Raw genomic sequence first — 26,632 nt, 5'->3', positions numbered from 1 at the left:
ACCGACGGATTGGCGGCGGCCTGCCTGCTTGATGAGGCAACACCCTTCCCCGCGCTCATACGGAGCGCCTCAACCCCGTGCGCCCCCGGAGCTGCAACTCCGGGGGCGCTTTTTCGGGCCGTCCACTGACTAAGGAGACACGACCCATGGAGTACATCGGTGCTGTTCAGGCGGTTGTTACCGCTGTCGAGTTGGACCGCGAGCCGTCGGCTGTGGAGCTGGATGCGATCGAGCTGGAGATGCCGCTCATCACGGCGGAAGTCGAGTTGCTGGATGCGCAGATCATCACCCTGGACCGTCCGGCGTCGGAGCTGGATGCGCGCCGGATCCGGCGGGCGCGGCGCAAGGTGCTGGCGGCTCGGCGGGCCCTGGCGAACCAGGCTGCGGTGAGTGTGCCGGGGGTGGGGGCATGACGCCGATCACCCACACCGAGCGGGCGCTGTTACTACTGGCGCGGCCGAGGATCGGGCTGGCGATCGCGGGCGTGGCCTGGCTGTTGGGCTACGCGCCGCCGGTCGGCGGCCGGATCACGGTCGGCGTCCTGGTCGTCGGGGTGCTGCTCCTCGACGCAGCGGCCGGCACGGTCCGCGAGCCGGTCACGGTCACGTTCCGGCGACGCCCCTACGGGGGTGCACGATGAACCGCAAAGGCAAGATCTTCCTGGTCGCCGCGCTGGTCGCGGTGGTCGGCATGGCGTTCCGCGTCTCGTGGAACGCTCTGCACGATGTGGCCAGGACTGTTGGTGCCGATGCTACGGCGGCGATGCTGTATCCGTTCGTGGTGGACGGGCTGATGGCGCTGGCGTTGGTCGCCACGCTGGTGTTGGACGGCTCCGCGCGGAAGTTTGCGTTGAAGGTGCTGGCCGGTTACACGCTCGCGTCGCTGGTGCTGAACTTCGTGCACGGGCTGGTTCCGGAGCTGCACGACAGGTCGGTCGAGTGGGGTCGACTGGCCGACTGGGATCCGGCGAACGTCGCGCTGGTGCTGCTGGCGACGTCGCTTCCGGTCGGGTCGATCTACTTCGGCTCGGACCTGGTGGCGAAGGTGCTGCACCACCGACCCGACACCACCACAGATATGAAGAAATCGACACAGATCGATTCAGAACGGTCTACCTCTGACCTGCGCGGGTCGACTCCTGCACCACTCGCGACCGTGGCTGAACTGCCGCCGATCGAGTCGGCCGAACCGGTCGACACGGCGACGCTGGACGAGCCGACCGAGGCTGTCCCGTTGGGTGCGGTGGCTTCCGAGTCGGCCGCGCCCCGGCGGGCTACTGGTCGGGTCCCCGACGCGGCCCGCACACCCCGACCGACTCGTACTCCGGAACAACTGCTCAGTGAGGCACGGTCGGTCACGGTCGACTGGAGTGACAAGCAGTTGACGGCCGAAGGCATCCGCAAGTCAGTCCGCACCTCGGCGGACAAGGCCCGGGGGCTGCGCGACACCTTGCGGGCTGAGCGGGCCGCGTGATGCGGCTCTCGCTCACGGACTGCTTCGACCCGGAAGGCGAGCGGTTCGGCATCCCCACGTTCCCGTGGCGCTATGCCCCCGAGGGCTACGCCACGCGCAGGCAGTTGCGGGCCCGTGGGCTGCGGCCCGGCGGGCAGCCGGTCGCCGCGTAGTTGCTGCGTCCGCGCCGTCGCCGTGAGCCGCTGACTGCGCATCTCTACCGCATCGACTGCGCCAAACCAGTCCGCCCCATGACCTCAGGCAGGTGGGCAGCGCTCGCCAAGGCGAAGGCGGCACAACGCATCTGCCCCGCCTGCCGGATCGATGCCGGGTACTGCATCCCGCGCTCCCTCGGCATGTGCGTGACCTGCGCCTATCCCGCCGTACAGCGCGCTGCCTGAACATCCCATCCAGTCAAGGAGATTCGCTGTGACCAGCCAGACCATCCCGCAGGCGTGGCCCGCCGATGTGCTGTTCCGGTTCCTGACCGTCGTAGGCGCGACCGTCGACGTCGTGCCGCAGCCGACCAGGGCTCTGCCGGACCGTCACGCGGCCGTCTGCCGCGGCTGCGAAGCGTCCTACCTCACCTCCGTCGGCGTGAGCTACGACCTCAAGGACTGGGCTCAGACCCACTCCTCGAACTGCCGCGCTCTGCCGCGCCCCACCGCCTGACCTGCACCAACATCCCGATTCTTTCGGGGCCCGGACGCCTGCCGGCCAAAGCGCCGTCCGGGCCCCTCTTCGCTACTCCCAGAAGGAGCACACCCCATCGTGACCGAGCACGCTGCACGCTCCAACTCCACCCCGAATGTGGTGGACCTGGACGCCTACCGCACCACCGAGCCCCGGATCATCGAGGGCACGGTCCTCGACAAGACCGACAGCCACCCCGACTTCCCGCCGTTCGCCACGTTCGACGACGACCCGACCGCCGACACCCCGCTCATCCCAGCGTGGATCAAGTCGAAGGGCGGCCGCCGGGCGCGTCTGCGTTACCTGCGTCGTCTGTCGGTGCGGGCCGCGCGCCGCAACGCGCGGCGTCAGATGACGACGCACGGCACCCTGCCCCGCGCCTTCCGGGGGATACGGCGCACGCATGAGTGGGTGCGCGGCACTGAAGGCATCCGCGTTACGACTGCGGCGGACCGGGCGCACCACAAGGCCAAGCTGGCGCGCGCTGCGGAGCGCAAGGCCCGGTGGACGCTGATGGATCGCGACATTGCCGCCAAGAAGGCGGCCAAGGCCAAGGACGAGGCCGACCTTGCCGCGCTGGAGCACGCCAAGCTCAAGAAGCAGTCCCGCCGGGCAACGATGCTGCGCGGCGCTGCCGCCTACGGGCCGTTCGCCGCGCTGGAGACCGGTGGCTACGTCCTGGAACAGGGCCTCGGCCTTGCGGTGGCCACCCTGTTGACGGTGTCCGTGGCTGCGTGGCGTGGGCGCCGGTTGAACGAGGACGAGGCCGCGTTCTACGACGACCCCGAGCGCTCGATCCTCGACCCGGGCATGACGCCGCGTGCGTTCGGCCGGATGCTGCGCGATGCCCTCGAAGAGGACCTGGGCGTGAACGTCGCCGACCTGCAAGTGATCGCGCATGCCTGGGGTTTCGAGGCGAAGGTGCAGCTCAACAAGGCCAAACCCGCCGACGTCACCGCGAAGCTGGATGACCTCGAAGCAGCGCTCATCGCCCGGCCCGGCTCGCTGCTGGTCCAGCAGTCAGCCAAAGCCCGCCCGCTGTTCACCCTGCGCGCGCTGGGGGAGAACCCCTGGGACGGGCAGCAGCCCATCCCCTACCGCGCACCCAAGTCGGTGTCCTGCCACGACAAGGCCGACCTGGGTGTCGAGCTCTCCCAGCGGCCGCTGCTGATGAACTTCCTTCGGACGAACGCGGTGTTCGTCGGCGGTCCCGGGTCCGGCAAGTCGAATGCGCTGCTGTCGGTCGCGGAGTACCTGACCGCCTGCCGGGACGCCGTGGTGTGGGACATCGATCTCGGCTCCGCCGGGGCCGGACTCGACCCCATCTCGGATGGGATCGCGCGGCGGGCGACGAACAAGGAAGCCGCCCGCCAGATCCTGGTGGACGCGCTCGCGATCTCGATCACCCGGCCGAAGCTGTTCAAGTCCCTGGACATGGGCCGCAACTGGGAACCCTCAGCGTCGCATCCGGCGATCTATCTGATCATCGATGAGTACCCGGCGCTGGTGGCCGCGGGCTTGTGGCCGCTGGTTGCGGAGATCATCCGCACCGGGCGGAAGAGCGCTGTCAACCTCGTCGTGGCCGCGCAGGGCGCGACCAAGAGCTTCCTTGGTTCGGCCGACCCGGGCGCGGTGCAGAACCGGGTGGCGCTGCCGTGCCGGCCGCAGGATGTGACGCAGCTCTTCGACGGCGGCGCACTGGGGGAGGGCTGGGCGGCGCACAAGCTGCGTCCGGCGGAGGGGAAGACCCTCAACGATGTGTCCGTGGCCTACGTCCGCGGCGGCGACCACGTCGAGCCCGTTCCGAAGCGGTTTAACTACCTCGATGACGACGGCTTCGAGACCCGCGGGGCGGAGCGCAGGGCGGCCGGACTGGTCGCCGTCGACACCGACTCGCTGACCATCGCGGACGTCGACCTCGCCGCGGCCCTGCCGCAGGGGGCGGACGCGTTCGAGAAGCGGATCCACATCGTCGAGGACATCGAGGACGCCGACCACGCGGTGGAACTGCCGCCGCTGCTGGCCGCATCCATCGAGGTCCTGCAAGACGCCGAAGAGACCGCGATGACCCCCGGCGATCTGCTGGCCGCACTCAAGCAGCACGACCCGGCGACGTTCACGGACCTCAACCCGGTCACCCTCGGCCGCGCCCTGTCCAAAGTCAACGCCGGGGCCCGCTCGTGGGGCAAGGCCCGCGGCGTGTACCTGGCCGATCTCCTCACCGCGGCTGCGACCTACCGGCGTGAGGCCGCGCACAGCGCCTGAAGCATCCGTCGGAACATCCGTCGGCACCGACAGATCAAGTGTCGGAACGCCGACGGATCCGACAGATCCTCCGACGGTTCGAAAACCGACCCTGAACTGCACAGACGGCCCGAGCGACGGATCCGCCCGACGCACCCCCTGCACAGCCTCGAAACCCGTTCTGCGGGCCCCTCACGCATGCGTCCGTGCAGAGGGGCCCGCCTCATCCCAGGAGGCAGCCATGACCCAGCACCGTGACCCGCCGGGGCAGTTAGCCCCTCACATACCCGCCGACGTCTACCGGCAGGCCGAACGCGAGGGACGGCCGATCATCGTCATCGTCCAAGCCGCCGCCCCGGCCGCCCGACCTGCGCGCGCCGTCCTGGTCCCGTTAGGCATCGGGCTCGCTGCCGCGATCGGAGTGGCCGGCACCATCGCCGCGATCCTCGCGCTCTTCGAGTTGGCCATCCACACCGCAACCCTCATCGCCACCACCGCCGGACCCATCGGCATCGGCGGCCTCACCTTCAAACTCACCCGACCCGCCAAGAAGTGACCCGAGGAGAAATCCCTATGAGGCGTCCCCGCCTCGCGCTGCGCTACCACCCGGCGTGGTACTCCCACCCGACCGGCAAACGACCGATCGGCCCGCGCCCCATGCTGGGCCTGCACCGCACCCCGGACCCCGAATGCCCGGCCTGCTGCGGCTGGGGTGAGGTGGCGACCGGCAATCCGTACTGCGAAGAGCCGGGCTTCTACGACTGCCCCTGCGCGCCGTTCCTGCCGCTGGTGAAGCTGTGGCTTCCCAAGTGGGCGGACACCACCCGCTACCGCCGCATCAAGGGCGTCTACAGCGACTCACCGCCCTTCTAGCTACGCCCGGGGCGGCCGCTCCGTCTCGCCAAAGATTCGCGGCCGCCCCGGCAATCCAGCACATCCGTAGAGAACTGGAGACATCCAGCATGACCCATCAAGCCCGAACCGCGCTGCTGTCCGCAGCGCTGGACGTCATCGAGCGCGGCTGGTTCGTCATTCCGCTGCGCCCCGGCGACAAGCCGCCAGCGCTGCACGGTGAGCGTCGCTGCAACCGCACCGGTGAGTGCGCGAGCGGGCACCGGAAGTGGGAGCAGCGCGCCACGACCGACCGCGAGCGCATCGAACGCTGCTGGGCCGCAGGCCCGTTCAACGTCGGCATCGCGACCGGCCCGTCCGGGCTGGTCGTCGTCGACCTCGACCTGCCCAAACCCACGGACAGTGCGGACACGCCTGACGGCGTGACGACCTTCGAAGCGCTCTGCGAGCGCGCCGGACAGCCTCTGCCGACCACTCGCACGGTGCGGACTGCGAGCGGCGGACAGCACCTGTACTTCACCACCCCGCCCGGCATCCGGCTGCCCAGCAGTAAAGACAAACTCGGACCGAAGATCGACACCCGGGCATGGGGTGGACAGGTCGTCGCACCCGGCAGCACCACCCCCGCGGGCACGTACGAGGTAATCAGTGGCGTTCCCGTCGCTCCGCTGCCCGGATGGCTGCTGGCCGCCCTCACGCCCCCAAAGCGGCCCGTCGCGGCGTCCACGATCACTCCGCCCAAGAACGCCAGCCGCCGCGCCGAAGTCGCGCTGGAGCGTGAACGCGCCGTCATCGAGGCTGCTATGGAAGGCGACCGCGAGGCGGAACTGTTCCGAGCCGCCCGCGCCATGGGGCGCTTCGTGGCATGGGGCGACATCCCCCGCCACGAGGTCGAGCAGGCATTTCAGTCTGCCGGGGAGTCGGCCGGACTCAAGTCGTACGAGTGCCGCTCGACCCTGCGCAGCGCATTGAACTGGTCCATCGCCAACGCCCGTCCCCGGGACGCTGCATGAGCGCCCCGCTGCGTCCCGCGAAGCTGAAAAGCAGCCCGTTAGCGGCGACCGTGCTGCCGGTTGCCATGCCGACCTCGGCCACATCCGGCGGTGGTGCGCCGAAGGACGTCGCCCGACAGGGCGTCCTTTCAGCTCTCCGCCCTGACTCGCACCAGGCAGACGGCCGGTACCCGGTGGCGTGGCTCCACATCGCCGCACCCAACGGTGCGATCCCCACCGCCACCTCGAAATGCGCCTGCGGTCACGACCGTAGCGCCGTCGGCCGGCACAAAGTTGTGGCCCTCATCGAGGCTCACACGGCTCACCGCGCCATGTGCCCGCTGCGCAACTCCGAAGGGAGGGCCGCTGCATGACCAGGCCCGACAACACAACCCCACCCATCGACGGGGCCCGGCTGCTGGACGAGGTGGAAGCCTTCCACCGCCGGTTCAACATCTTCCCCCGCGAAGCCGCGTACGTGGCGGTGACGTTGTGGGACGCGCACGCGCACCTGCTCGACTGCTTCGACTCCACACCCCGGATCGCGTTCCTGTCCCCGGAGCCGGGCAGCGGGAAGTCACGAGCGCTGGAAGTCGTGGAAACCCTGGTGCCCAACCGGATGGTGGCCGCCCAAGCATCCGCGTCCGCGATGTTCCGCGCGGTCGCCGGGGACAACCGCCCCACCATCCTCTTTGACGAGGTGGACACCGTCTTCGGCCCCAAGGCAGGAGACAACGAACCGCTGCGCGGGTTCCTCAACGCAGGCCACCGCCGGGGCGTGGGCATGTGGCGGTGCGTCGGCGACGGAGCCAACCAGACCGTGCAGGAGTTCCCCTCCTACTGCGCGGTCGCTATGGCCGGACTCGGTTCCCTGCCGGACACGATCCTCACCCGCTCCGTGATCGTGCGGATGCGCAAGCGCGCGCCGAACGAGAAAGTCGAGCCCTACCGACAGCGCGTCCACGAACACCAGGGCCATGAACTGCGCGACCGGCTCGCCCAGTGGGCCGACTCCGTGCGCGAAAGGCTCGAAGGAGCCTGGCCCGAGATGCCCGAAGGGGTCACCGACCGACCCGCCGATGTGTGGGAACCCCTGCTCGCCGTGGCCGAAGCCGCGGGCGGCACCTGGCCCGAGCGGGCACGCGCCGCGTGCCTGGAACTGGTAACAGCCGCCAAGGAAGACGACAAGGCATCGCTGGGCATTCAACTGCTCACCGACCTGCGTGACGTCGTGTTCTGCGGCTCCGACCGGATGCCCACGGCTGTCATCCTCGAATGCCTCAACGCCATGGAAGACGCCCCGTGGGGCGACATGGACGGCAGGCCGCTCAACTCCCGCAGCCTGTCGCGGATGCTCGGCGAATACGTCACGGCGGCGAACAAGCCCATCAAGCCGCGCAGCATCCGCACCTCCAAAGGTGTCCCCAAGGGCTACTACGCCGACGATCTCGCCGACGCGTGGACGCGGTACTGCCCCCCACCCCCTCGAGAAGCCGCTACATCCGCTACATCCGCTACACCCCAGGTCAACGGGCGTGAATTTGTAGCGGATGAGCTGCCCCGCATCCGCTACATCTCCGCCGAAGCCGCTACAGCAGCGACCGCCGACCGAACCGCGTAGCGGCACCTATCCGCTACATCCCGCGCATCCGCTACACAAAACAGGCCCCTGACCTGCGATGTAGCGGATGTAGCGGATGTAGCGGATCTGAGAGAAGGGGGCGGGAGACGCGCCCCCTCCGTTGCTCGACCGCACGGAAGAGGAGCTATGACCTCGGGCCAGCACAGTCGTCTTCCCCAGCCCTACACCGCTGCCGAAGTTGCCGACGCACTCGGCTGCTCGGAGTGGTGGGTGAAGGAGCAGGCGCGTCGCCGTCGCATCCCGTTCACGCGTAGCGGTGGCGGTTACCGCTTCACGAAGGGGCAGGTGGAGGAAATCTTCCGAATTCTCGAAGAGCGTCCGGAGCAGCCGGGCCAAGCACAGACCAGCATCGTTCCGATGCGTCGGCGAAGCGAATCCGCATCGAGTCCGCCAGTCGCGCCGCTCCGCGCACGACGCCCCCGGCGCGCCCGGAACGCCGCCTAACTGAACTGGAAATCGCCGAAGGGTGAGGGTCGCACCGGCCCTCACCCTTCGGCCTGTTCTGCAAGAGGGAGCATGGGGTTCGCAGAGAACCGCGGCACGTATTGGCGTGGCCGCTACAAGATCTCAACAGGCAAGTACGGCTCGGTCGCTGACGATGCCGGGAACGTCATCCGTTTCCGCACGAAGCGCGAAGCCAAGCAAGCTGCCGATGCCGAAGAGGCCAAGGTCCGCTCAGGCGGCTGGAGGAATCCCGCCGCCGGACAGATGACGTTCGGCGAGTACGCCTCACAGTGGTACGCGGCGCAGGACCTAGCCGCTTCCACGATGCAGAACTACCGCCGCCACCTCGAAGAGCACCTGCTCCCCGAATTCGAGGATCGCCCGCTCGCGTCGATAGAGCGCGCCGACGTCGACGCCTGGGACAAGAAGGAAAGGGCCGCCCTCTACGCCGCGTCCAGCGTGAAGACCTGGCGCGGCACACTCCACCTGGTCCTTGAAGACGCGGTGGATGAGGGACTCATCAGCTCCAACGCAGCAACCAAGCGCCGGGGCAGGGGCAAGCGTGCCGGCCGCTCGCGCGACCGAAGCCCGGAAAAGGTGGTCACGGACCCGCTCGGCATCCTGCTCATCGCCGAGCGCGCGTCACTCCTCTCAGGCCGTGACGATGAGTTCGTGGCCGTGGTCACCAAGGGCTACACCGGCATGCGGTGGGGCGAACTTGTGGGCCTGGAAACCGAGTTTCTTCGGCCCGCCGCTGTCCGCGTGGAATGGCAGCTGTACGAACTCGACTCGGGCGAGTTCGAGCGCTGCCCTCCCAAAGACGACAGCTATCGCACGGTCGATGCCCCACCGTTCCTCGTTCGCCTGTGGTCCGGTCACCTTGCTCGTACGCGACCGACGCCCTGTCCGTGCCACGGCAGGACGTACTTCTTTCGCGGACAGGGCGTCTCCCGGACAGGGGAGACGGGGGCGAAGGTGGTGGACGTGGCGAGACGCGCGGGGGTTTCCACGGGCACCGTGTCCAACGTGCTCAACCGGCCCGACGCGGTAGCCGAGGAGACCAGAACCCGTGTGCGGGAAGCCATCGCTGCCCTCGGCTTCACCCGTGGCGGGGGTGCCGTCGACCAGGCCGCGCACTGGAGAAGGAACGGATTCGCCACGTGGCTCTTCACGCCCGCCGCCTCGGGCTGGTACCCGAAGAAGGCGCCGCAGGAGGCACGGCCTGTGCCCGTGCTCGCCGAACCCTGGCCCGGAGTGCCGACGCGGGGGAGAGGGGCACACGCTCGAGCAGACGCATGCTGGGTGCCGATCGCGAAAGGGCTGACGCCTCACGGGCTGCGTCACACAGCCAAGACGCGGATGGAGGGGTTCCGTACTCCGCCGAAGCTGATGGATGAGCGTATGGGGCACATCGACGGATCAGTGCAGGCGCGCTACTCGCACATCACTCGGCAGATGCGCGAGGACCTGCTCGCAGATCTCACGGTCGAGTGGGAGCGGGCGCTGGATGCCCGACTGCAGATGTGCTCCACTTCGACAGTAGAGGTGCTCGATGATCTTCTGCGGGCACGCCTGGCCGAGTGTTCGTGACGCTGAGGCGGCTGGGAACTTTGAGGCCGGCCTCCCTCAAGAGGGAGGCCGGGCCTGCCCTGGAATGTCACTTGGATGCGACGCGTTCCATGAACTCGCGTTCCTGAAGCGGGCTTTACGTCGCTGGAGGTTGTTGCATGATCCTCAAGACATCGTTGCACCCGAAGATCCGACCGTAGTTCCCCTCTGATCGCTGCTGAAGGATTCCCAGGTCGACAAGCTTCGCCACCGCTTGGTTGGCTGCCTGGTATGTCACGTTGTACCGATCAGCGGCATTGCGGACGGTCAGCATGGGATAGCCGATCAAGTCTTCCGCGATCTCCAGTGACACACCCTTGGCTCGTAGCTCGCGCAACCGGTCCATGAACGACTGCTTGAGTTCGATCAGGCCGCTGACCTGTCGTGTTGCCTCGCGGGCTTGCGCTTCTACGGCCTGACAAAAGAAGGAGACCCAGGGGTTGAAGTCGCCCGTCACGCTGACGCGGAGCAGATGATCTTGGTAGGCCTGGCGTCGCACTTCGAGCCACGGCGAGACGTTGAGGATGGGGAGGTGCAGTTCACCCGCAACCATGAGCTGCAGGACGACCACCAACCGACCAAGGCGTCCGTTCCCATCGTTGAACGGGTGAAGCGTCTCGAACTGGTAGTGCCCGAGCGCCATCTTCACCAGCGTATGCATCTCTTGGGTTCCGTTGATCCAGCCCTCCCACGCGAGTAGGCCGTCTCGCAGGCGGTGATCTGGTGGTGCCGGAACGAAGCGGGCGGCCTCCACGTTTGCGCTGTTCAAACCGATGAATACCTGTGTGGTGCGAATGCGGCCGGCGTCACGGGTCTCGCTGGGTGTGCCCGTCACGAGGAGGCCCTGGAGGTGCTGCAGGAGAGCAAGGGTGATCGGGCGATCCTTCACCCATGCGATGGCCTCTTCGGCTGCATGCACGTAGTTCATAACCTCGGAGACCGAGGCAGACAGGTTCGCGCGATCCATGAAGTCGGCTTCAAGAACGTCAGTGAACGCCGCGTACGTCCCCTCAAGGGCAGACGTGCTGACGGCCTCACGTCGGATCGAGGGTCGAACCAACAGCAACGGGTTCGGAAGCTGCCGGGCAGCTTGGTCAGCCCTTGCGACCGCGGCGGCCGCCGTTGCGACAGCCGTGTGCGTTGCGCCGCTCAGCTCGACCGTGTTGTGCAGGTTGTCGGGCACATATGCGCTGGTGTGGTACTCCCGACTCGCTCGGGGATCGTAGCCACTGATCGGCACCAGGGTCCCGATGGGCGACCCTTCCAAGAGATCCTTATCCACAATGCAAGGATACTGCCACAACCTTGAATTTCATGGCTGCGACTTCAAGGTTGCTCTTGCGTGGCCTGAACGGGGAGTTAGGCCCCTGAGCTGGTGATTTAGCAGAATCGAGTCAGGTATTTGCTGTGCGTGACCTTGAAATCAGAGCAGGGGAATTCAAGGTTCATGGAACGTTACTTAGTGTGATTGATTTCGGATGGGTGGTTACGCAAGGTGAAAGTGGCGGACGGTGAGGTAGGCGTGAGGGTCGCCAGCATGTCTGCATCGATGGCAGGTGGATGTGGCGAACCGGCGCGCCATCCGTTGCTTCGGTGTTCAAGTCCGCTCCGCCAGTCAGGCAAGCTTCACTCACCGCCAGCCTGCGCTGGGCTTCGCTGCAGGGGGTCGTGGCTCGCCGGTGGCGGCGTCGATCGCTCTGCCCGGTGACGTCTTGCTGGCGAACTGACGGAGCGTCCGGAACCGCCAAGGGGAACCTGACTGCAAGATCTTCTCCCAGATTTCTCCCAGCAGCGCCCCAGAGACAACTCAGGCCCGGTCTTCCTCGACGGAAGACCGGGCCTGACCTGGTGTTTCAGCTGTCGGGGTGGCGGGATTTGAACCCACGACCTCTTCGTCCCGAACGAAGCGCGCTGCCAAGCTGCGCTACACCCCGATGTCACCGCTGTCGCGGCGACATCGATTACTTTAGCCCACCCGCGCCCCTGGACGAAATCCGGTTTTCGCGCACCTCCCGGGGCCGTCTCAGTCCCGCGCCACCAGTGTGAGCAGTGTCGCTTCCGGCGGGCACGCGAACCTCACCGGGGTGTAGCGGCTCGTGCCGCAGCCCGCCGAGACGTGCAGGTAGGAGACGTTTCCGGCGTTCTGGTGGGTCGAGAGGCCCTTGACGCGGGCCGTGTCCAGGTCGCAGTTGGTGACCAGGGCGCCGTAGAACGGGATGCACAACTGGCCGCCGTGGGTGTGGCCCGCCAGGATCAGGGGGTAACCGTCCGCCGTGAAGGCGTCGAGCGTGCGCAGGTACGGGGCGTGGACCACGGCCACGGAGAGGTCGGCGGCGGTGTCCGGGCCGCCGGCGACGCGGTCGTAGCGGTCGCGTTTGATGTGCGGGTCGTCGAGGCCCGTGAAGGCGAGTTCGTAGCCGTCGAGCTTCAGGCTGCCGCGGGTGTTGCTCAGGTTCACCCAGCCCACCGTGTCGAAGGCGTCGCGCAGCTCTTCCCACGGGTTGTGCACCACGCCGACCGCCGCGGCGTTGCCGTTCAGGCCGTGTCGGCCCTGGGCCTTCTCGATCAGATAGCGGCCCGGGTTGCGGAGCGTGGGGCCGTAGTAGTCGTTCGAGCCGAAGACGTAGACGCCGGGGTATTCGAGAAGCGGGCCCAGCGCGTCGAGGACCTCGGGTACGCCGTCCGGGTCGGACAGGTTGTCGCCGGTGTTGACCACGAAGTCCGGGCGCAGGCCCGCCAGGGACTGGAGCCATGCCCGTTTCTTGCGCTGGCCGCACACCATGTGGATGTCGGAGACCTGGAGTACGCGCAGCGGGCGCATCCCCTGCGGCAGGACGGGAACCGTCAGCCGTCGGAGGCGAAAGGAGCGGGCTTCGAAGCCGGCGGCGTAGGCGAGGCCGGCCGCGCCGACTGCCGTGATTCCCAGGGGTACTCCGTAGCGTGCGCGCATGCGCCCATCGTTGCAGACCCGGCGGGGTGGGGGAGCGGCCGGGCGGCGGCCGCCCCTTCCCGCAGGGGGAGCGCGATGAGCAGACCGAGGCAGATCCACACGTACGTGTTGCTGCCGAGGAAGCCGTCGATGCCCGTCGCGTCCCAGCTCCACAGCCATACGACGCTGCTGCACAGGATGACGTAGATCGCGCCCGCCCAGCGCAGCAGGCGGCGCCGTCTCGGGTCACCCTTCTCGAGGCGCAGCCCCGCGTCGATGAGGGCGGCCAGTGCCGGGAACACCCAGACCAGGTGGTGCACCCAGGTGACCGGGCTGATGAGGCAGGCCGTGAGGCCGGTCACAGCAAAGCCCGCGAGTTCGTCTCCGGCGGCCACGGCCCGGCGGGCCCGCCAGGCCCAGAGGCAGAGAATCACGATCACGCCGAGCGCCCAGACCGTGCGGCTGGGGGCGTCGGGTTCCGAGAGCCGGGCGACGACTCCCTGCCAGGACTGGTTGGAGACGTACGCGAGCGAGCCGACCCGGTCGGTGTTCCACATCGCCTCGGTCCAGTAGACCCGCGAGGCGTCGGGCGCCACCCACATGGCGAGCAGTGTGGCGCCGGTCGCGACGCCCGTGGCGGTGGCGGCGGCTCGCCAGCGGCGCGTGACCAGCAGGTAGCCGATGAAGACGGCTGGGGTGAGTTTGATCGCGGCGGCCAGGCCGATGCCGAAGCCCGCGAAGCGGCCGCGGCCAGTGGACAGGAGCCAGGCGTCGGACAGTACGAGCGCCAGGAGCAGCAGATTGACCTGGCCGAAGCTGAAGGTGTCGCGGACGGGCTCCAGCAGGACGAACAGACAGCCCGCGACGGCGAAGGTGAACCACCGGCTCCAGCCCTGCCGCCGCACGACGGTTCCGGCCGACCAGTACAGCACCGCTCCCGCCGCCGCGAGGTTGAGCAGCACGCTGATCGCGACGGCGCTCTGCCAGTCGACCAGGGTCATCGGCAGCATGCACACGGCGGCGAACGGCGGGTAGGTGAAGCCGTAGTGCGTCCCCGGGACCAGATAGTCGTAGATGCGTCCGCCGTCGGTCCACGACTCGACGGTTCCGTAGTACACACCGAGGTCGAACCAGTCCCGGTGCAGCGGGACCGTGGCCAGGAAGAGCCCGACGGCGGCCGCCAGCCCCCCGACGAGGGACAGCCGTCCGCGCGTGGTCGTCGGCCAGGTCATGGCCGTGGATCTGGTCATCGACATGTGGTGCTCCCTGGCCTCGTCCGGCGGCTGGCCGACGTCTTCGTCATGCGGCGTTTCCGAGCGGGTCCGTCCCGGTGCGGGCCGCGGCGCGCTCCGTCATGCGGTGGGCGCACCACAGCGCGAGTACGGCGAGGACTCCGCCGCAGGTCGCCAGCGCCACCTGCGGTCCCTCGGGCGCGAAGCCGCTCGGCAGTACGGCCAGGGCAAGTACTCCGCTCGCGACGGCGACCGTGCGGCGCACCCAACTGTCGGGTCCGGCCGCGGCTATCAGGAACAGCCCCCACAGCACGTACCAGGGCCTTATCGCCGGTCCGAGTACGGCCACCGCGATCAGGCTCAGCCCGAGTGCGTACACAGGGCGCAGCCGGTGGTGGCGCCGCCATGCGAGCAGTACGGCCAGGGCGGTGGCGCCGAGGCCCGCCAAGTGCCAGGCGGGCGCGGCGAATTGGGCAAGCCCGCTGCCTGCGTTCTCCAGCAGTGCGCCGGTCATGCGGCCGAGCGAGGAGGTGAGCGACCAGTTCTGCGGCGAGACCGGGGTGTCCAGGGCGCCTATCCATCCGTAGCCGGTGCCGGTCAGGGCAGTGGTCACCGCCGTCGTCGCGGCGCTGATCCCGAGGACCGCCGCCGCGGCCCTCACCCGTGGGGTACGGCCGTCCAGTTGCCGGGCCCAGAGCAGGGCGACGGCCAGCAGCCCGAGCGCGGCGGGCGCTTTCACCAAGGCCGCGAGCGTGACCAGGACGACAGCGACGATCGGCCAGCGCCCCAGGGCGGCCACCAGACCGGCGCCCAGCAGGCCGAGCATGATCGCGTCATTGTGGGCACCGCCGACAAGATGCAGCAGCACCAGCGGATTGAGCGCCCCGAGCCAGAGCGCGGCTGCCGGGTCCGCCCCGCAGTGCCGGGCCAGCGCGGGCAGGCAGCAGACCATCACGGCGACCCCGAGCAGGGCGACGAGCCGCATCCCGAGCACGCCGGTGAAGACCTCGCTGCGGGTGAAGTCGGTGATGGCTCGGGCGCAGGCGAGGAAGAGCGGTCCGTATGGAGTCGGGGTGTGCTGCCACAGCGGCGCCACCTCGGCGGGCAGCGGTCCGCCGAGCCGTGAGGGCCCGTGCGTGTAGACGTCTATCTGTGCGTCGACCATGGCGCCCTGCGCGAGATAGCTGTACACGTCCCGGCTGAACAGCGGCGGCGCAAGCAGCAGAGGGGCCGCCCACAGCCCGAGCGTGAGCAGCAGCGTGCGCCGCCCGGGCGGCTTGGGTCCGCGGACCGCCCGCCCCAGCAGCGCCCAGGCCGCTACCAGCAGGACGAGTCCGAAGTACGCGGCGACCAGTCCGAGGGCGGCCCGGCCCGACTCCGGTGCGAGAGCATTCCGTACGGGCAGGGCGCCGGCTGTCACGCCGCCCGCGGCAAGCGCTGCCGAGCCCACCAGGCCGAGCAGTTGGCAGCGGCGGGTGTCGACGGAGACGGGGAGCACCAGCATCTGGGCAGCGTGTCAACGGGCGGTGTCCGAAAGGCGACGTCGTCATCGCCATCGTGCGGCCGCCATATGTCGGCAGTCTTACAAACATACGCACGAGGGGTTCTGCGGCCCGTCCGGACTGCCGCCGCGAAATGCGCGGGCCAGGACATCGACCCACCTGCCACACTGGACCCCATGACCAGCCTCAAGTCCAAGCTCCAGGAAGACCTCACCGCCGCCATCAGGGCGCGCGACGAACTGCGCTCCTCCACACTCCGGCTGACCCTCACCGCGATCACCAAGGAGGAGGTCGGCGGCAAGACGGCGCGCGAGCTCTCTGACGACGAGGTGCAGAAGGTGATCGCCAAGGAGGCGAAGAAGCGCCGCGAGGCTGCCGAGGCGTTCCTGCAGGGTGGGCGGACCGAGTCGGCCGAGCGGGAGAAGGCCGAGGGCGAGCTGCTCGACGCGTACCTGCCCAAGCAGCTGTCCGACGACGAGCTGAGCGCGATCGTCGCGCAGGCCGTCGAGGAGGCGAAGGCCGCCGGCGCCGAGGGACCGCGGGCCATGGGGGCCGTCATGAAGATCGTGAACCCGAAGGTGGCAGGGCGCGCCGAGGGCGGCCGGGTGGCCGCCGCGGTGAAGCAGCTGCTCACGGGCTGAGCCGCGCAGAGACACACCACGATCGAGGGGACCCGGCCGCCCGGCCGGGTCCCCTCGGTTCGTACGCCACTACCTGTGCGCGAAGTACTTGTACGCGACTGCCGCGGACGACTTCTTACGGGAATGCGCCACCCGTCCCGCCGTTCCCCTGGCCGCGGTTGTTCCCGCCGCCGATCAGGTCCGGCGGGATCGAGATGTCGGGGAACGGGTCCTGCCCGCCGTTGTCCTGCCCCCGGTGGTCACCTGGCTTGCCGCCGTCCGGCTTCTCGGGCTTCTGCTTGGGCGGGTCCGGGATCGGGACGGTGACGAACGGCAGCGCTTCCTTGCCCTCCAGGGCCCCGGTCATCGCATCGCGCCAGATCGGTCCGGGGACCTGACCGCCGAAGACCTTCTCCTGGTACTCGCCGCCGATGTAGATGCGCTCCATCTTCACCAGCTGGGTGGGGCTGCCGACCCAGACGGCGCCGGAGAGGTTCGGGGTGTAGCCGACGAACCAGGCGTTCTTGCGCTCGTCGGTCGTACCCGTCTTGCCCGCGTTGTCACGGCTCTGGAGACCGGCCTGCTGGCCCGTACCGGAGTCGATCACTCCGCGCAGCAGGGTGTTGATGGTGTCCGCCGTCTGCTCGGACATGACCTTGCCGCAGGTGGACTTCGGGACCTCGAGGTTCTTGCGGTCGGCCGTCGCGATCGACTCGATCGCGGTCGGCGTGCAGTAGGTGCCGCGGTTGGCGAAGGTCGCGTACGCGTTGGCCATGGTCAGCGGCGAGATACCGGTGGAGCCCAGAGTGAGCGCCGAGGGCTCCTCGGGGAGCTTCTTGCCGTTGCCCTGCACCACTCCGAGCTTCTGAGTCATCTCCACGACCGGGCAGAGACCGATGTCGGCGATCATCTGAACGAAGTAGGTGTTGACCGACTTCGCCATCGCATCCTGGAGGGCGTACGGGCCGACCTCCTTCTCGTTCTCGTTCTTGAGCCGCTGGTCCCCGAGGTTGACCCACGGCTTTCCGCTGCAGGTCGCCACCTGCGAGGGGTAGGGCATCTCGTACGGCGCCGGATACACCTGCGTCGGCGGCTTGCCCTGTTCTATCGCCGCCGCCGCCACGAAGGGCTTGAAGGTCGAGCCGACCGGGAAGCCGTAGTTCGAGCCGCCCATGCCCTGGTTGACCGAGTAGTTGATCTGGGTCTCGGTCTTGCCGAAGCCGTACGGCCGCGACTGGCCCATCGCCACGATCTTGCCGGTGCCTGGCTGGACCATCGTCACCGCGGTGGCGACGTCGTCCGTCTTGTAGACGTGTTCCTTGATCGATTTCTGGGCCGACTTCTGGGCCTGCGGGTCCAGCGTCGTCTTGATCGTCAGGCCGCCCTGGTTCCAGACCTTGGCCCGGTCCTCCTTGGTCTTGCCGAAGACCGGGTCGGACAGGAACACCTCGCGTACGTAGTCACAGAAGAAGCCCGCGCCGTTGACTGCCGTGATGCAGCCGTTCTTCGGCTTGCTGACCTTCAGGCCGATCGGAGCCGCCTTCGCCTTGTCCGCTTCCGCCTGGGTGATGTCGTGGACGTCGGCCATGCGCTGCAGCACGGTGTTGCGACGCTTGGTCGCCTCCTGTGTGTCGTTGACCGGGTCGTAGCGGCTGGGGGACTGCACGATGCCCGCGAGCATCGCCGCCTCCTCCAGCTTCAGGTTCTTGGCGGACTTGGAGAAGTAGCGCTTGGAAGCGGCCTCGATGCCGTACGCCTGCTGCCCGAAGAAAGTGATGTTGAGGTAGTTCTCCAGGATCTTCTTCTTGCCCAGCTCTTCCTCGACCTGGATCGCGTACTTCAGTTCCTGGATCTTGCGGCCGATCGTCTGCTGGGTGGCCTGGGCGACCTTGTCGGGGTCGTCGCCCGCCTCCTCGACGAAGACGTTCTTCACGTACTGCTGGGTCAGGGTCGAGGCGCCCTGGGATACGCCGCCCTCCTGGGCGTTGCGGTTGAGCGCGCGCAGGACGCCCTTGAGGTCGATCGCGCCGTGCTCGTAGAAGCGTGAGTCCTCGATCGCGACGATCGCCTGCTGCATGTACGGGGAGACGTCCTTGAGCGACACCACCGTGCGGTCGCGTGAGTAGACCGTCGCGATCTGCCCGCCCTGCGAGTCCAGGATCGTGGTGCGCTGACTCAGCGGCGGAGTCTTGAGATTGGCCGGGATCTCGTCGAATCCCTTGACCGTCCCCTTGGCCGCGAGGCCCAGCGCACCGACGGCGGGCAGGGCGATGCCTGCCAGCACCGCTCCGGAGAGCACGCTGACACCGAGGAACTTGGCGGCCTGCTGGGTCCCTGTCAGACCTCCGCCGGAGCGCTTCTTTGGCATGGGGGCAGCCTACGTTCTCATTCGCCGGACACGCGTATATGCCTTGGCCTAAGCTGCTCACAACTGTCACAGCAGTGCGGTTCTGCATCAAGGCCTTCCCGGATTCCCGCTGTACCCGAAGCCGGCGGGCCGCTGTCCGAATCCGCCTCATGCGTCGCCCGACGTCCGTTGTGACTCAACTAACCTGTCCCGTTTTGTCGGGATAGTGACGTATGCCCTCAGCTCACTCCCCTGGGTGATCTGCCGCGTACGCATAGTCCGTTCGGGCCATTCAAGATTGGGCCCGAAGGGGGTGTTGCGCTGTGCCCACCTTCCGTAACGTCCTCAACTGGCAGCGGTGAATATGCCGCTGCCGCCGTGGGGGAGCCTCGATTCGGGAGAGGACGGCGCCGGCATGGGCTGGGTAACCGACTGGAGTGCGCAGGCAGCCTGCCGCACTACCGATCCGGATGAACTGTTCGTACAAGGGGCAGCGCAGAACAGGGCCAAGGCGGTGTGCACCGGTTGTCCGGTGCGGACCGAGTGCCTGGCCGATGCGCTCGACAATCGCGTCGAGTTCGGCGTCTGGGGTGGAATGACCGAGCGGGAACGGCGCGCACTGCTGCGCAGGCGTCCCACGGTCACCTCCTGGCGCAGGCTGCTCGAGACCGCGCGTACGGAGTACGAGCGCAGCGCGGGCATCCTGCCCGTGGGCCTCGACGACGACGAGACATACGAGACGTACGCAGCGGTGGGGTAGCCCACCGCTGTTTGTTTGAACGGCGCTTCCAAACGGCGCTTCTCAAACGGCACTTGTCTTCAGGGCGTCTGTGCCTGTGTACGGGGCGTCCGACTGATTACACAGCTCCGGCCGGAGCGGAACCGCCGGTCGCGAGCCGGTCACCGATGGCTCGCAGCCCCGCGAGATCGTGTACATCGCCGGGCAGGGCGGGCACTTGGGCCACCGCCACCTCGGGGTGGAGCGCGGTGAAACGGTCGCGCGTGCGCTGTTCGCGCGCGAGCACTTGCATCCGTTCGGCGTGCAGGCGCAGCAGACCCGCCGTCAGCTGTTCTGTGGTGTGGTCCGCGGCGGTGTGTTGCTCGGGGGTGGTGCCGTCCACGGGGGTGCTGTCCACGGGCTGGGATTCGGGAGAGGCGGCCGTGGAGTCACGAACACCAGTCTTCCCGGACCTTTGATCCACAATGCGGCCCTCATCAAGATTTTCTGCGGCCGCCAGCGCCCGCTCGGCCGACAGACGGGCGGCGCCGCTGCCATGGACCCGGTTGAGCACCAGACCGGCCAGCGGCATCTCCTCCGCCGCCAGCCGCTCCACGAAGTACGCCGCCTCCCGCAGCGCGTCCCGCTCCGGCGCCGCGACCACCAGGAAGGCCGTACCGGGCGCCTGCAGCAGCCGGTAGGTGGCATCGGCGCGGGTGCGGAAGCCGCCGAACATGGTGTCCATCGCGGCGACGAACGTCTGCACATCGCGCAGGAGTTGACCGCCGAGCAGCTTGCCGAGCGTCCCCGTCATCATCGACATGCCGACATTGAGGAACTTCATCCCCGCCCGGCCGCCCATCTTCGCCGGCGCCATCAGCAGCTTGATGAACTTCCCGTCCAGGAAGGACCCGAGACGCCCGGGAGCGTCAAGGAAGTCCAGCGCCGAGCGCGAGGGCGGAGTGTCGACGACGATCAGGTCCCACTCGTCACGGGCGCGCAGCTGCCCCAGCTTCTCCATCGCCATGTACTCCTGCGTGCCCGCGAAACCGGCCGACAGAGACTGGTAGAAGGGGTTCTCCAGGATCGCCCGGGCCCGCTCGGCGTCCGCGTGGGCCTCGACGATCTCGTCGAAGGTCCGCTTCATGTCGAGCATCATGGCGTGCAGTTCGCCCTCGCCCTCGATGCCCTTGACCCGGCGCGGGGTGTTGTCCAGGGAGTCGATGCCCATGGACTGGGCGAGCCTGCGGGCCGGGTCGATGGTGAGGACGACGACCTTGCGGCCCCGCTCTGCCGCCCGTACGCCAAGGGCCGCGGCGGTCGTGGTCTTGCCGACGCCTCCCGCGCCGCAGCACACGATGATGCGGGTCGCGGGGTCGTCGATCAGCGGGTCGACTTCCAGAGCGGCCGCCGCGTCCAGGGTCATGAGCCGGTCCCTTGCTTCCGCAGTTCCTTCGACAGCCGGTAGAGCCCCGCCAGGTCGACTCCCTCGCTCAGCAGGGGGAGTTCGTACGTCGGCAGGCCGAAACCGGCCAGCGTCGCGCGCTGCTCGCGCTCCAGCTCCACGCGCTGGGCGTGGTCGGCGGCCTGCTCCAGGAGCGGAGTGACGAGCTTCGTCGAGCCGCCGACGCCCGCCGCCGTGAGTGCCTTGGCGATGTCCGCGCGCCGGTCGCCCGCGGCGTCGCGCACCGCCTCCTCGTCGAGGATGTGGGGGCGCACCATGTTCACGATGACCTTGCCGACGGGCAGGTCGGCGGCGCGCAGCTCGGCGATGCCGTCCGCGGTCTCCTGGACGGGCATCTCCTCCAGCAGCGTCACCAGATGGACCGCGGTCTCGGGGGACTTGAGTACGCGCATCACGGCCTGGGCCTGATTGTGTATCGGGCCGAACTTGGCCAGGCCCGCCACCTCGTCGTTCACATTGAGAAAGCGCGTGATGCGGCCGGTGGGCGGGGCGTCCATCACCACGTAGTCGTAGACGTACGGGCCCTGCTTGGTCCTGCGGCGTACGGCCTCGCAGGCCTTGCCCGTCAGCAGTACGTCCCGGACACCGGGCGCGATCGTCGTCGCGAAGTCGATCGCGCCGAGCTTCTTGAGCGCGCGGCCCGCGCTGCCCAGCTTGTAGAACATCTGGAGGTAGTCGAGGAGCGCGCGCTCGGCGTCGATGGCCAGCGCGAACACCTCGCCGCCGCCCGACGAGACGGCGATTTTCCGCTCCTCGTAAGGAAGCGCCTCCGTCTCGAAGAGCTGTGCGATGCCCTGTCTGCCCTCGACCTCCACAAGCAGAGTGCGCTTTCCCTCGGTTGCGAGGGCCAGCGCGAGGGCGGCGGCCACCGTCGTCTTACCGGTACCACCCTTGCCGCTGACGACCTGGAGCCTGCTCACGTATTCGAGCCTAACCAGTCGGGCTGTCGCCCATGCAGGAGGCTGCCTGCGGGCTGCGTCACGAGGCGGGCGGCCGGTGCGGCTACAGTCGGCTCCATGACCAAGTGGGAATACGCGACCGTGCCCCTTCTCGTGCACGCGACCAAGCAGATTCTGGACACCTGGGGCGAGGACGGCTGGGAGCTCGTCCAGGTCGTTCCCGGGCCGAACAACCCCGAGCAGCTCGTGGCGTATCTGAAGCGGGAGAAGCAGTCGTGAGCGGCGTCGTCGAGGCGAAGCTCGCCGAACTCGGGCTGACGCTGCCGGAGGTCGTGCCGCCGCTGGCCGCGTACCAGCCGGCTGTCAGGTCGGGTGCGTACGTCTACACCGCAGGCCAGCTCCCGATGGTGGAGGGCAAGCTTCCGGTCACCGGCAAGGTGGGCGCCGAGGTCACCCCCGAGGAGGCGAAGGAGCTCGCGCGCACCTGTGGGCTGAACGCGCTGGCCGCCGTGAAGTCGGTCGTCGGCGACCTGGACCGGATCGCCCGCGTCGTGAAGGTTGTCGGCTTTGTCGCTTCGGCCGCGGACTTCACCGGCCAGCCCGCCGTGCTCAACGGCACCAGCGAGCTGCTCGGCGCGGTGTTCGGCGACAAGGGTGTGCACGCGCGCAGCGCGGTGGGCGTCGCGGTGCTGCCGCTGGACGCTCCGGTCGAGGTCGAGATCCAGGTGGAGCTCGTCCAGGACTGACGCACTGTCGAGGACTGAACTGCTGAGGACTGAGGTGCCGTGCGAGCCTGAGGCGCCGTGCGGGACTGACTGATCGTTCAGCACGGAGCGGAGCTTGTACGGAGCTGAAGCTCCTGGTCAAGTGCCATATGGGGCCCCGTGTCCGCCGGTTTTCCGGTGGATGCGGGGCCCCACTCGTCTTCGGTAATCCCTTGCATCTCTCTTGACGTGGACGCGTCGGCGGGTGTGACCTGTCCACGGTTAGGAACGTTTCCTAACCATCTGAACGCAGGAGGGATCCGTGGCACCAACCCCCCACCGGTCGCGCAGATCGGTCTGCGCCGCCCTCGTGGCCGCGGCCACCGCAGCGTTAACCGTGGCCCTTCCGGCCCTGAGCACTGCCCAGCCCACCGCCCGAACGACCGTGAACGCCGCACCCGTCCGCTACGAAGCCGAATCGGCAACCGTCTCCCAGGGCGCCGTCGAGTCCAACCACACCGGCTTCTCCGGCACCGGCTTCGTCAACTACACCAATGTGGCCGGCGGTTATGTCGAGTTCACCGTGGACGCCCCCGCCGCGGGCAGCGCCACCCTGGCCCTCGGCTTCGCCAACGGCACCACCGGCAACCGCCCGCTGAACATATCGGTCAACGGCAGCGTCGCCGCGGCCAATCTGGCCTTCCAGCCCACCGGAGCCTGGACCACCTGGTCCACCGTGACCACCACGGTCACGCTCAAGGCGGGCACCAACGCCGTCCGCGCCGCCGCCACCGCCGCCGAGGGCGGCCCCAACCTGGACTTCATCGACGTCACTCCCGCCGACGGCCAGGCAGGCACCGACTACGAGGCCGAGTCCGGGACGATCTCCCAGGGCGCCGTCGAGTCCAACCACGCCGGGTACTCCGGCACCGGCTTCGTCAACTTCCAGCCAGTGGCGGGCGCCTCTGTGGAGTTCACCGTCGATTCCGCGCAGGCCGCGGCCGCCAAGCTGGACTTCCGCTACGCCAACGGCTCCACCGCGAGCCGTGCGATGGACATCACGGTGAACGGCACCTCGGTCGCCGACGACCTCGCCTTCCCCGCCACCGGCGCCTGGACCACCTGGAAGACCGTCAGTGCCAACGCGGCGCTCAAGGCGGGCTCCAACAAGATCCGCGCCACCACCTCCGCGGGCGACGGCCCCAACCTGGACAAGCTCACCGTGACCGCGAGCGGCCCGGCCGACACCGAGAAGCCGACCCCGCCCGCCAATCTGCGCAAGGACAAGGAGCCGACGGCGAGCACCGTCTCGCTGGCCTGGGACCCGTCCACCGACAACGTCAAGGTCACCGGCTACGACATCTACCAGCACGGCCAGCTGATGAAGAGCGTCGACGGCAGCGCGCTCGCCGCCACCGTGGAAGGCCTCAACCCCGAGACCTCGTACGACTGGACGGTCTTCGCCCGTGACGCCGCGGCCAATGTCTCGGCCGCGAGCAACGCCGTCACCATCGCCACCCTGCCCGCCCCGCCGGACAGCGAGGCGCCGAGCGTCCCGGGCAACCTGCGTTCCACCGGAAAGACCGCCACCAGCGTCGACCTCGCCTGGAACCCCTCCACGGACAATGTGAAGGTCACCGGGTACGACATCTACCGCGACGGCGCGGCCGCCGGAACCTCAGACTCCACGTCGACGACCATCGCCGGCCTGAAGGCCAACACCGCGTACACATTCAAGGTGAGGGCCTTCGACCTGAAGGGCAACAAGTCCGGGTTCGGACCGGAGATCACCGTCACGACCGGCGGCAGCCAGCCGGGCGGCGTCCCCGACCCGGGCACCGTCTCCACGCTCGCCGGCGGCGTGGACGTGGCCTGGGGCATGGGCTTCCTCCCCGACGGCTCCGGCATCTACACCGAGCGGAACACCTTCAACGTCTACCGGCTCACCAAGTCGGGCCAGAAGACGCTGATCGGCAAGGTCCCGGGCGTGGTCGGCACGGGCGGTGAGGGCGGTCTGCTCGGCATCGAGATCAGCCCGAGCTTCACGACGGACCACCATCTCTACTTCACCCACTCCGCTTCCGAGGGCAACCGCATCGTGCGGATGAAGTACGAGAACAACGCGCTCAGCGACTACAAGATCCTGCTCCAGGGCATGGAGAAGAGCCGATTCCACAACGGCGGACGGCTCCGCTTCGGTCCGGACGGCAAGCTGTACGCGTCGATGGGCGACGCCCAGAGCGGCAGCCGGGCTCAGGACAAGAACTCGCTCAACGGCAAGATCCTTCGTATCAACCCCGACGGCACCGTCCCGTCGGACAACCCCTTCGGCAACGCCGTCTGGTCGCTCGGCCACCGCAACCCGCAGGGACTGGACTTCGACTCCCAGGGCCGCCTGTGGCAGGCCGAGTTCGGCAACAGCATCATGGACGAGGTCAACCTGATCCAGAAGGGCGGCAACTACGGCTGGCCCAACTGCGAGGGCACCAGCGGAAGTTGCTCCGGCTACATCGCACCGAAGAAGACCTGGCCCACGTCCTCGGCCTCACCCAGCGGCCTGACCATCATCAACGACCACGTCTTCGTCGCCACCACCGTCGGCGAGCGCGTCTACCGGCTGCGCATCGACGCCAACTCCAACCTGGTCGAGCAGAAGACGTACTTCCAGGGCACCTACGACCGGCTGCGCACCGTCGAGGTCGACCACGACGGCGACATCTGGCTCACCACGTCGACCGACAAGGACGGCACGGCGGGCAACGACCGGGTCCTATTGATCGACATCGTCTACTCGGGCGGCAGTCCGCAGCCCGGCGAGTTCAAGCTGACCAGCAGTGCCTTCAACGACAACGCCACCATCCCGGCGAAGTACACCTGCGCCGGGGACGGCACGGCGGGCCAGGATCCGTCGCCGCCGCTGGCCTGGGGCGCGGGAAGCTCCGGGGCGAGGAGCTACGCCATCGTCTTCGCCGACGTCGCAGGCAGCGGAAACAAGCTGCACTGGGCGATCTGGGACATCCCGGCGGCCAGGCTCTCCCTCCCCGAGGGTCTCGGATCCGGCTTCGACGTCCCCGGCCAGAACGGCGCCAGGCAGAAGGCCATGGGCAGCGGGGCGAACGCGCAGAAGTTCTTCGGGCCGTGCCCCGGAGGCTCGACGCATCCGTACACCTTCACGCTGTACGCGGTGAACTCGACGACCGTGCCGGGGATCGGCTCGGGTTCGTCGATGGCCCAGATCGAAACGGCGATCAAGAACGCGAGTACCGCGAACGTGAAGCTCCGCGGCAACTCCAACGCCGGCACCTGAGCACGGGTACCGACGCCCGGTCCCGGGGGCGGTTTCGGGGGGCGGCACGCACGGCCGCCCCTCGAACATCCCGACGAGAGCGGATAGCCTCCGGCCATGTCCAATGGTCAGTGGTACCCGCCGGAGTGGCCGGACCGGATTCGCGCACTCGCGAGGGGTGAACTCACCGCCGTGACGCCGAAGCGGGCCGCGACCGTGATGCTGTTGCGCGACACCGCGGACGGCCCCGCCGTCCACATGCTGCGCCGACGCGCCTCCATGGCCTTCGCCGGAGGCGCGTACGCATATCCCGGCGGCGGCGTCGACCCGCGCGACCACGACCATCTGGTGCGCTGGGCGGGTCCCTCGCTGGAGACCTGGGCCGGCCGTCTCGGAGTGGACCAGGCATCGGCCCAGGCCATCGTGTGCGCGGCCGTGCGCGAGACGTACGAGGAGGCGGGCGTCCTGCTCGCGGGCGAGACGCCCGGCACGGTCGTCGGCGACACGACGGGCGACGACTGGGAGGCCGACCGGCGGGCGCTGGTGGAGCGGGAGCTCTCCTTCGCGGACTTTCTGGACCGGCGGGGCCTGGTGCTGCGCTCGGACCTCCTTGGCGCGTGGGCGCGGTGGATCACCCCCGAGTTCGAGCCGCGGCGCTACGACACCTGGTTCTTCGTGGCAGCCCTGCCCGAGGGCCAGCGGACGCGGAACGCGTCGACGGAGGCGGACCGCACCGTCTGGATCCGCCCGGCCGAAGGGGCCACGGGCTATGACAAGGGCGATCTGCTGATGATGCCGCCCACGATCGCCACGCTGAGGGCGCTGGAGCCCTACCGGGCGGCCGCGGACGCGCTCGCCGCCGCCGGGGAGCAGGACCTCACTCCCGTACTGGCCCAGGCACGGCTGGACGACCAGGGGCAGCTCGTGCTGAGCTGGCCGGGGCACGACGAGTTCACCAAGCACATCCCGACGGAGGGCTCGCGATGACGGAGAACGCCGCGAT

24 protein-coding genes, 1 tRNA gene and 1 pseudogene are annotated in these 26,632 nt (G+C 68.6%); 18 read left to right on the top strand and 8 right to left on the bottom strand.

Going from position 1 to position 26,632, the window contains the following annotated elements; translation table 11 throughout:
- Positions 1-146 precede the first annotated feature (146 nt).
- The 12 genes and pseudogenes from OHA61_RS17510 to OHA61_RS17455 all read left to right on the top strand — a co-directional run bounded on the left by OHA61_RS17510 (position 147) and on the right by OHA61_RS17455 (position 9,909).
- A complete protein-coding gene (locus tag OHA61_RS17510; RefSeq protein WP_406303806.1) occupies positions 147-413 on the top strand; it encodes a DUF6284 family protein in 267 nt (88 codons plus the stop codon).
- Positions 410-640, top strand: a complete 231-nt coding sequence (locus OHA61_RS17505) for a hypothetical protein (RefSeq protein ID WP_406303805.1) — start codon at positions 410-412, stop codon at positions 638-640. Before OHA61_RS17510 ends, OHA61_RS17505 begins: the two co-directional genes overlap by 4 nt.
- A complete protein-coding gene (locus OHA61_RS17500) occupies positions 637-1,473 on the top strand; it encodes a DUF2637 domain-containing protein (protein ID WP_406303804.1) in 837 nt (278 codons plus the stop codon). The genes OHA61_RS17505 and OHA61_RS17500 overlap by 4 nt, the downstream gene beginning before the upstream one ends.
- Positions 1,473-1,853 (top strand): annotated as a pseudogene (locus OHA61_RS17495) (RRQRL motif-containing zinc-binding protein). The gene OHA61_RS17500 and the pseudogene OHA61_RS17495 overlap by 1 nt, the downstream one beginning before the upstream one ends.
- Before the next feature lie 28 nt (positions 1,854-1,881).
- Entirely contained in the window at positions 1,882-2,124 is a 243-nt protein-coding gene (locus OHA61_RS17490; RefSeq protein ID WP_406303803.1) for a hypothetical protein, read from the top strand.
- 99 nt (positions 2,125-2,223) lie between these two features.
- On the top strand, positions 2,224-4,410 hold the full coding sequence (locus OHA61_RS17485) for a hypothetical protein (RefSeq protein ID WP_406303802.1): 2,187 nt from the start codon (positions 2,224-2,226) through the stop codon (positions 4,408-4,410).
- Between the two features lie 220 nt (positions 4,411-4,630).
- Positions 4,631-4,945 carry a hypothetical protein gene (locus OHA61_RS17480; protein WP_406303801.1) on the top strand — a complete coding sequence of 105 codons (315 nt, stop codon included), beginning with the start codon at positions 4,631-4,633 and terminating at the stop codon, positions 4,943-4,945.
- A gap of 17 nt (positions 4,946-4,962) precedes the next feature.
- Complete coding sequence (locus OHA61_RS17475) at positions 4,963-5,262, top strand: hypothetical protein (RefSeq protein ID WP_406303800.1); 300 nt, start codon at positions 4,963-4,965, stop codon at positions 5,260-5,262.
- 89 nt (positions 5,263-5,351) lie between these two features.
- Positions 5,352-6,254: a bifunctional DNA primase/polymerase gene (locus OHA61_RS17470; protein ID WP_406303799.1), complete on the top strand. Its 903-nt coding sequence runs from the start codon at positions 5,352-5,354 to the stop codon at positions 6,252-6,254.
- 349 nt (positions 6,255-6,603) lie between these two features.
- Entirely contained in the window at positions 6,604-7,854 is a 1,251-nt protein-coding gene (locus OHA61_RS17465; RefSeq protein WP_406303798.1) for a DUF3631 domain-containing protein, read from the top strand.
- Positions 7,855-8,001: 147 nt separating this feature from the next.
- Complete coding sequence (locus OHA61_RS17460) at positions 8,002-8,319, top strand: helix-turn-helix domain-containing protein (protein ID WP_406303797.1); 318 nt, start codon at positions 8,002-8,004, stop codon at positions 8,317-8,319.
- 72 nt (positions 8,320-8,391) lie between these two features.
- The gene (locus tag OHA61_RS17455) at positions 8,392-9,909 is read left to right on the top strand and encodes a LacI family DNA-binding transcriptional regulator (RefSeq protein WP_406303796.1); all 1,518 of its coding nucleotides are present in this window, start codon (positions 8,392-8,394) and stop codon (positions 9,907-9,909) included.
- Between the two features lie 115 nt (positions 9,910-10,024).
- Here OHA61_RS17455 and OHA61_RS17450 read toward each other — a convergent pair whose 3' ends face one another.
- From OHA61_RS17450 to mptB, 5 genes are all read right to left on the bottom strand, one after another.
- Positions 10,025-11,209: a Fic family protein gene (locus OHA61_RS17450; RefSeq protein ID WP_406303795.1), complete on the bottom strand. Its 1,185-nt coding sequence runs from the start codon at positions 11,207-11,209 to the stop codon at positions 10,025-10,027.
- 578 nt (positions 11,210-11,787) lie between these two features.
- Positions 11,788-11,861, bottom strand: a tRNA-Pro gene (locus tag OHA61_RS17445).
- An 89-nt stretch (positions 11,862-11,950) separates the two neighbouring features.
- Entirely contained in the window at positions 11,951-12,877 is a 927-nt protein-coding gene (locus OHA61_RS17440; protein WP_406303794.1) for a metallophosphoesterase, read from the bottom strand.
- Positions 12,772-14,088, bottom strand: a complete 1,317-nt coding sequence (locus OHA61_RS17435) for a glycosyltransferase 87 family protein (protein ID WP_406307387.1) — start codon at positions 14,086-14,088, stop codon at positions 12,772-12,774. Before OHA61_RS17435 ends, OHA61_RS17440 begins: the two co-directional genes overlap by 106 nt.
- Before the next feature lie 67 nt (positions 14,089-14,155).
- The gene (mptB, locus tag OHA61_RS17430) at positions 14,156-15,592 is read right to left on the bottom strand and encodes a polyprenol phosphomannose-dependent alpha 1,6 mannosyltransferase MptB (protein ID WP_361907229.1); all 1,437 of its coding nucleotides are present in this window, start codon (positions 15,590-15,592) and stop codon (positions 14,156-14,158) included.
- Positions 15,593-15,766: 174 nt separating this feature from the next.
- Here mptB and OHA61_RS17425 point away from each other — a divergent pair, with 174 nt between their 5' ends.
- A complete protein-coding gene (locus OHA61_RS17425) occupies positions 15,767-16,231 on the top strand; it encodes a GatB/YqeY domain-containing protein (protein WP_406303793.1) in 465 nt (154 codons plus the stop codon).
- Between the two features lie 115 nt (positions 16,232-16,346).
- On the opposite strand, the gene OHA61_RS17420 is transcribed toward OHA61_RS17425, so the two are convergent.
- Entirely contained in the window at positions 16,347-18,578 is a 2,232-nt protein-coding gene (locus tag OHA61_RS17420; protein WP_406303792.1) for a transglycosylase domain-containing protein, read from the bottom strand.
- Positions 18,579-18,972: 394 nt separating this feature from the next.
- On the opposite strand from OHA61_RS17420, the gene OHA61_RS17415 reads away from it, so the two are divergent.
- Entirely contained in the window at positions 18,973-19,317 is a 345-nt protein-coding gene (locus OHA61_RS17415; RefSeq protein WP_177149633.1) for a WhiB family transcriptional regulator, read from the top strand.
- Between the two features lie 97 nt (positions 19,318-19,414).
- Here the strand turns inward: OHA61_RS17415 and OHA61_RS17410 are convergent, their stop codons facing one another.
- Positions 19,415-20,701, bottom strand: a complete 1,287-nt coding sequence (locus OHA61_RS17410; protein ID WP_406303791.1) for an ArsA family ATPase — start codon at positions 20,699-20,701, stop codon at positions 19,415-19,417.
- Entirely contained in the window at positions 20,698-21,660 is a 963-nt protein-coding gene (locus OHA61_RS17405) for an ArsA family ATPase (protein ID WP_406303790.1), read from the bottom strand. Before OHA61_RS17405 ends, OHA61_RS17410 begins: the two co-directional genes overlap by 4 nt.
- 96 nt (positions 21,661-21,756) lie before the next feature.
- Between OHA61_RS17405 and OHA61_RS17400 the strand changes: the two genes are divergently transcribed.
- The 4 genes from OHA61_RS17400 (at position 21,757) to OHA61_RS17385 (ending at position 26,616) form a co-directional block, all read left to right on the top strand.
- Complete coding sequence (locus tag OHA61_RS17400; protein ID WP_121891618.1) at positions 21,757-21,918, top strand: DUF4177 domain-containing protein; 162 nt, start codon at positions 21,757-21,759, stop codon at positions 21,916-21,918.
- Complete coding sequence (locus OHA61_RS17395) at positions 21,915-22,385, top strand: RidA family protein (RefSeq protein WP_361907192.1); 471 nt, start codon at positions 21,915-21,917, stop codon at positions 22,383-22,385. Before OHA61_RS17400 ends, OHA61_RS17395 begins: the two co-directional genes overlap by 4 nt.
- A 403-nt stretch (positions 22,386-22,788) precedes the next feature.
- Positions 22,789-25,650: a PQQ-dependent sugar dehydrogenase gene (locus OHA61_RS17390; protein WP_406303789.1), complete on the top strand. Its 2,862-nt coding sequence runs from the start codon at positions 22,789-22,791 to the stop codon at positions 25,648-25,650.
- Between the two features lie 96 nt (positions 25,651-25,746).
- Positions 25,747-26,616, top strand: a complete 870-nt coding sequence (locus OHA61_RS17385; protein ID WP_406303788.1) for an NUDIX hydrolase — start codon at positions 25,747-25,749, stop codon at positions 26,614-26,616.
- The last annotated feature ends 16 nt before the right edge of the window (positions 26,617-26,632 follow it).

It is taken from the genome of Streptomyces sp. NBC_00885, assembly GCF_045207475.1.
GTDB lineage: Bacteria > Actinomycetota > Actinomycetes > Streptomycetales > Streptomycetaceae > Streptomyces.
Note: the sequence above shows the minus strand (reverse complement) of the source record. Positions and strands in the feature narration are given on the sequence as shown.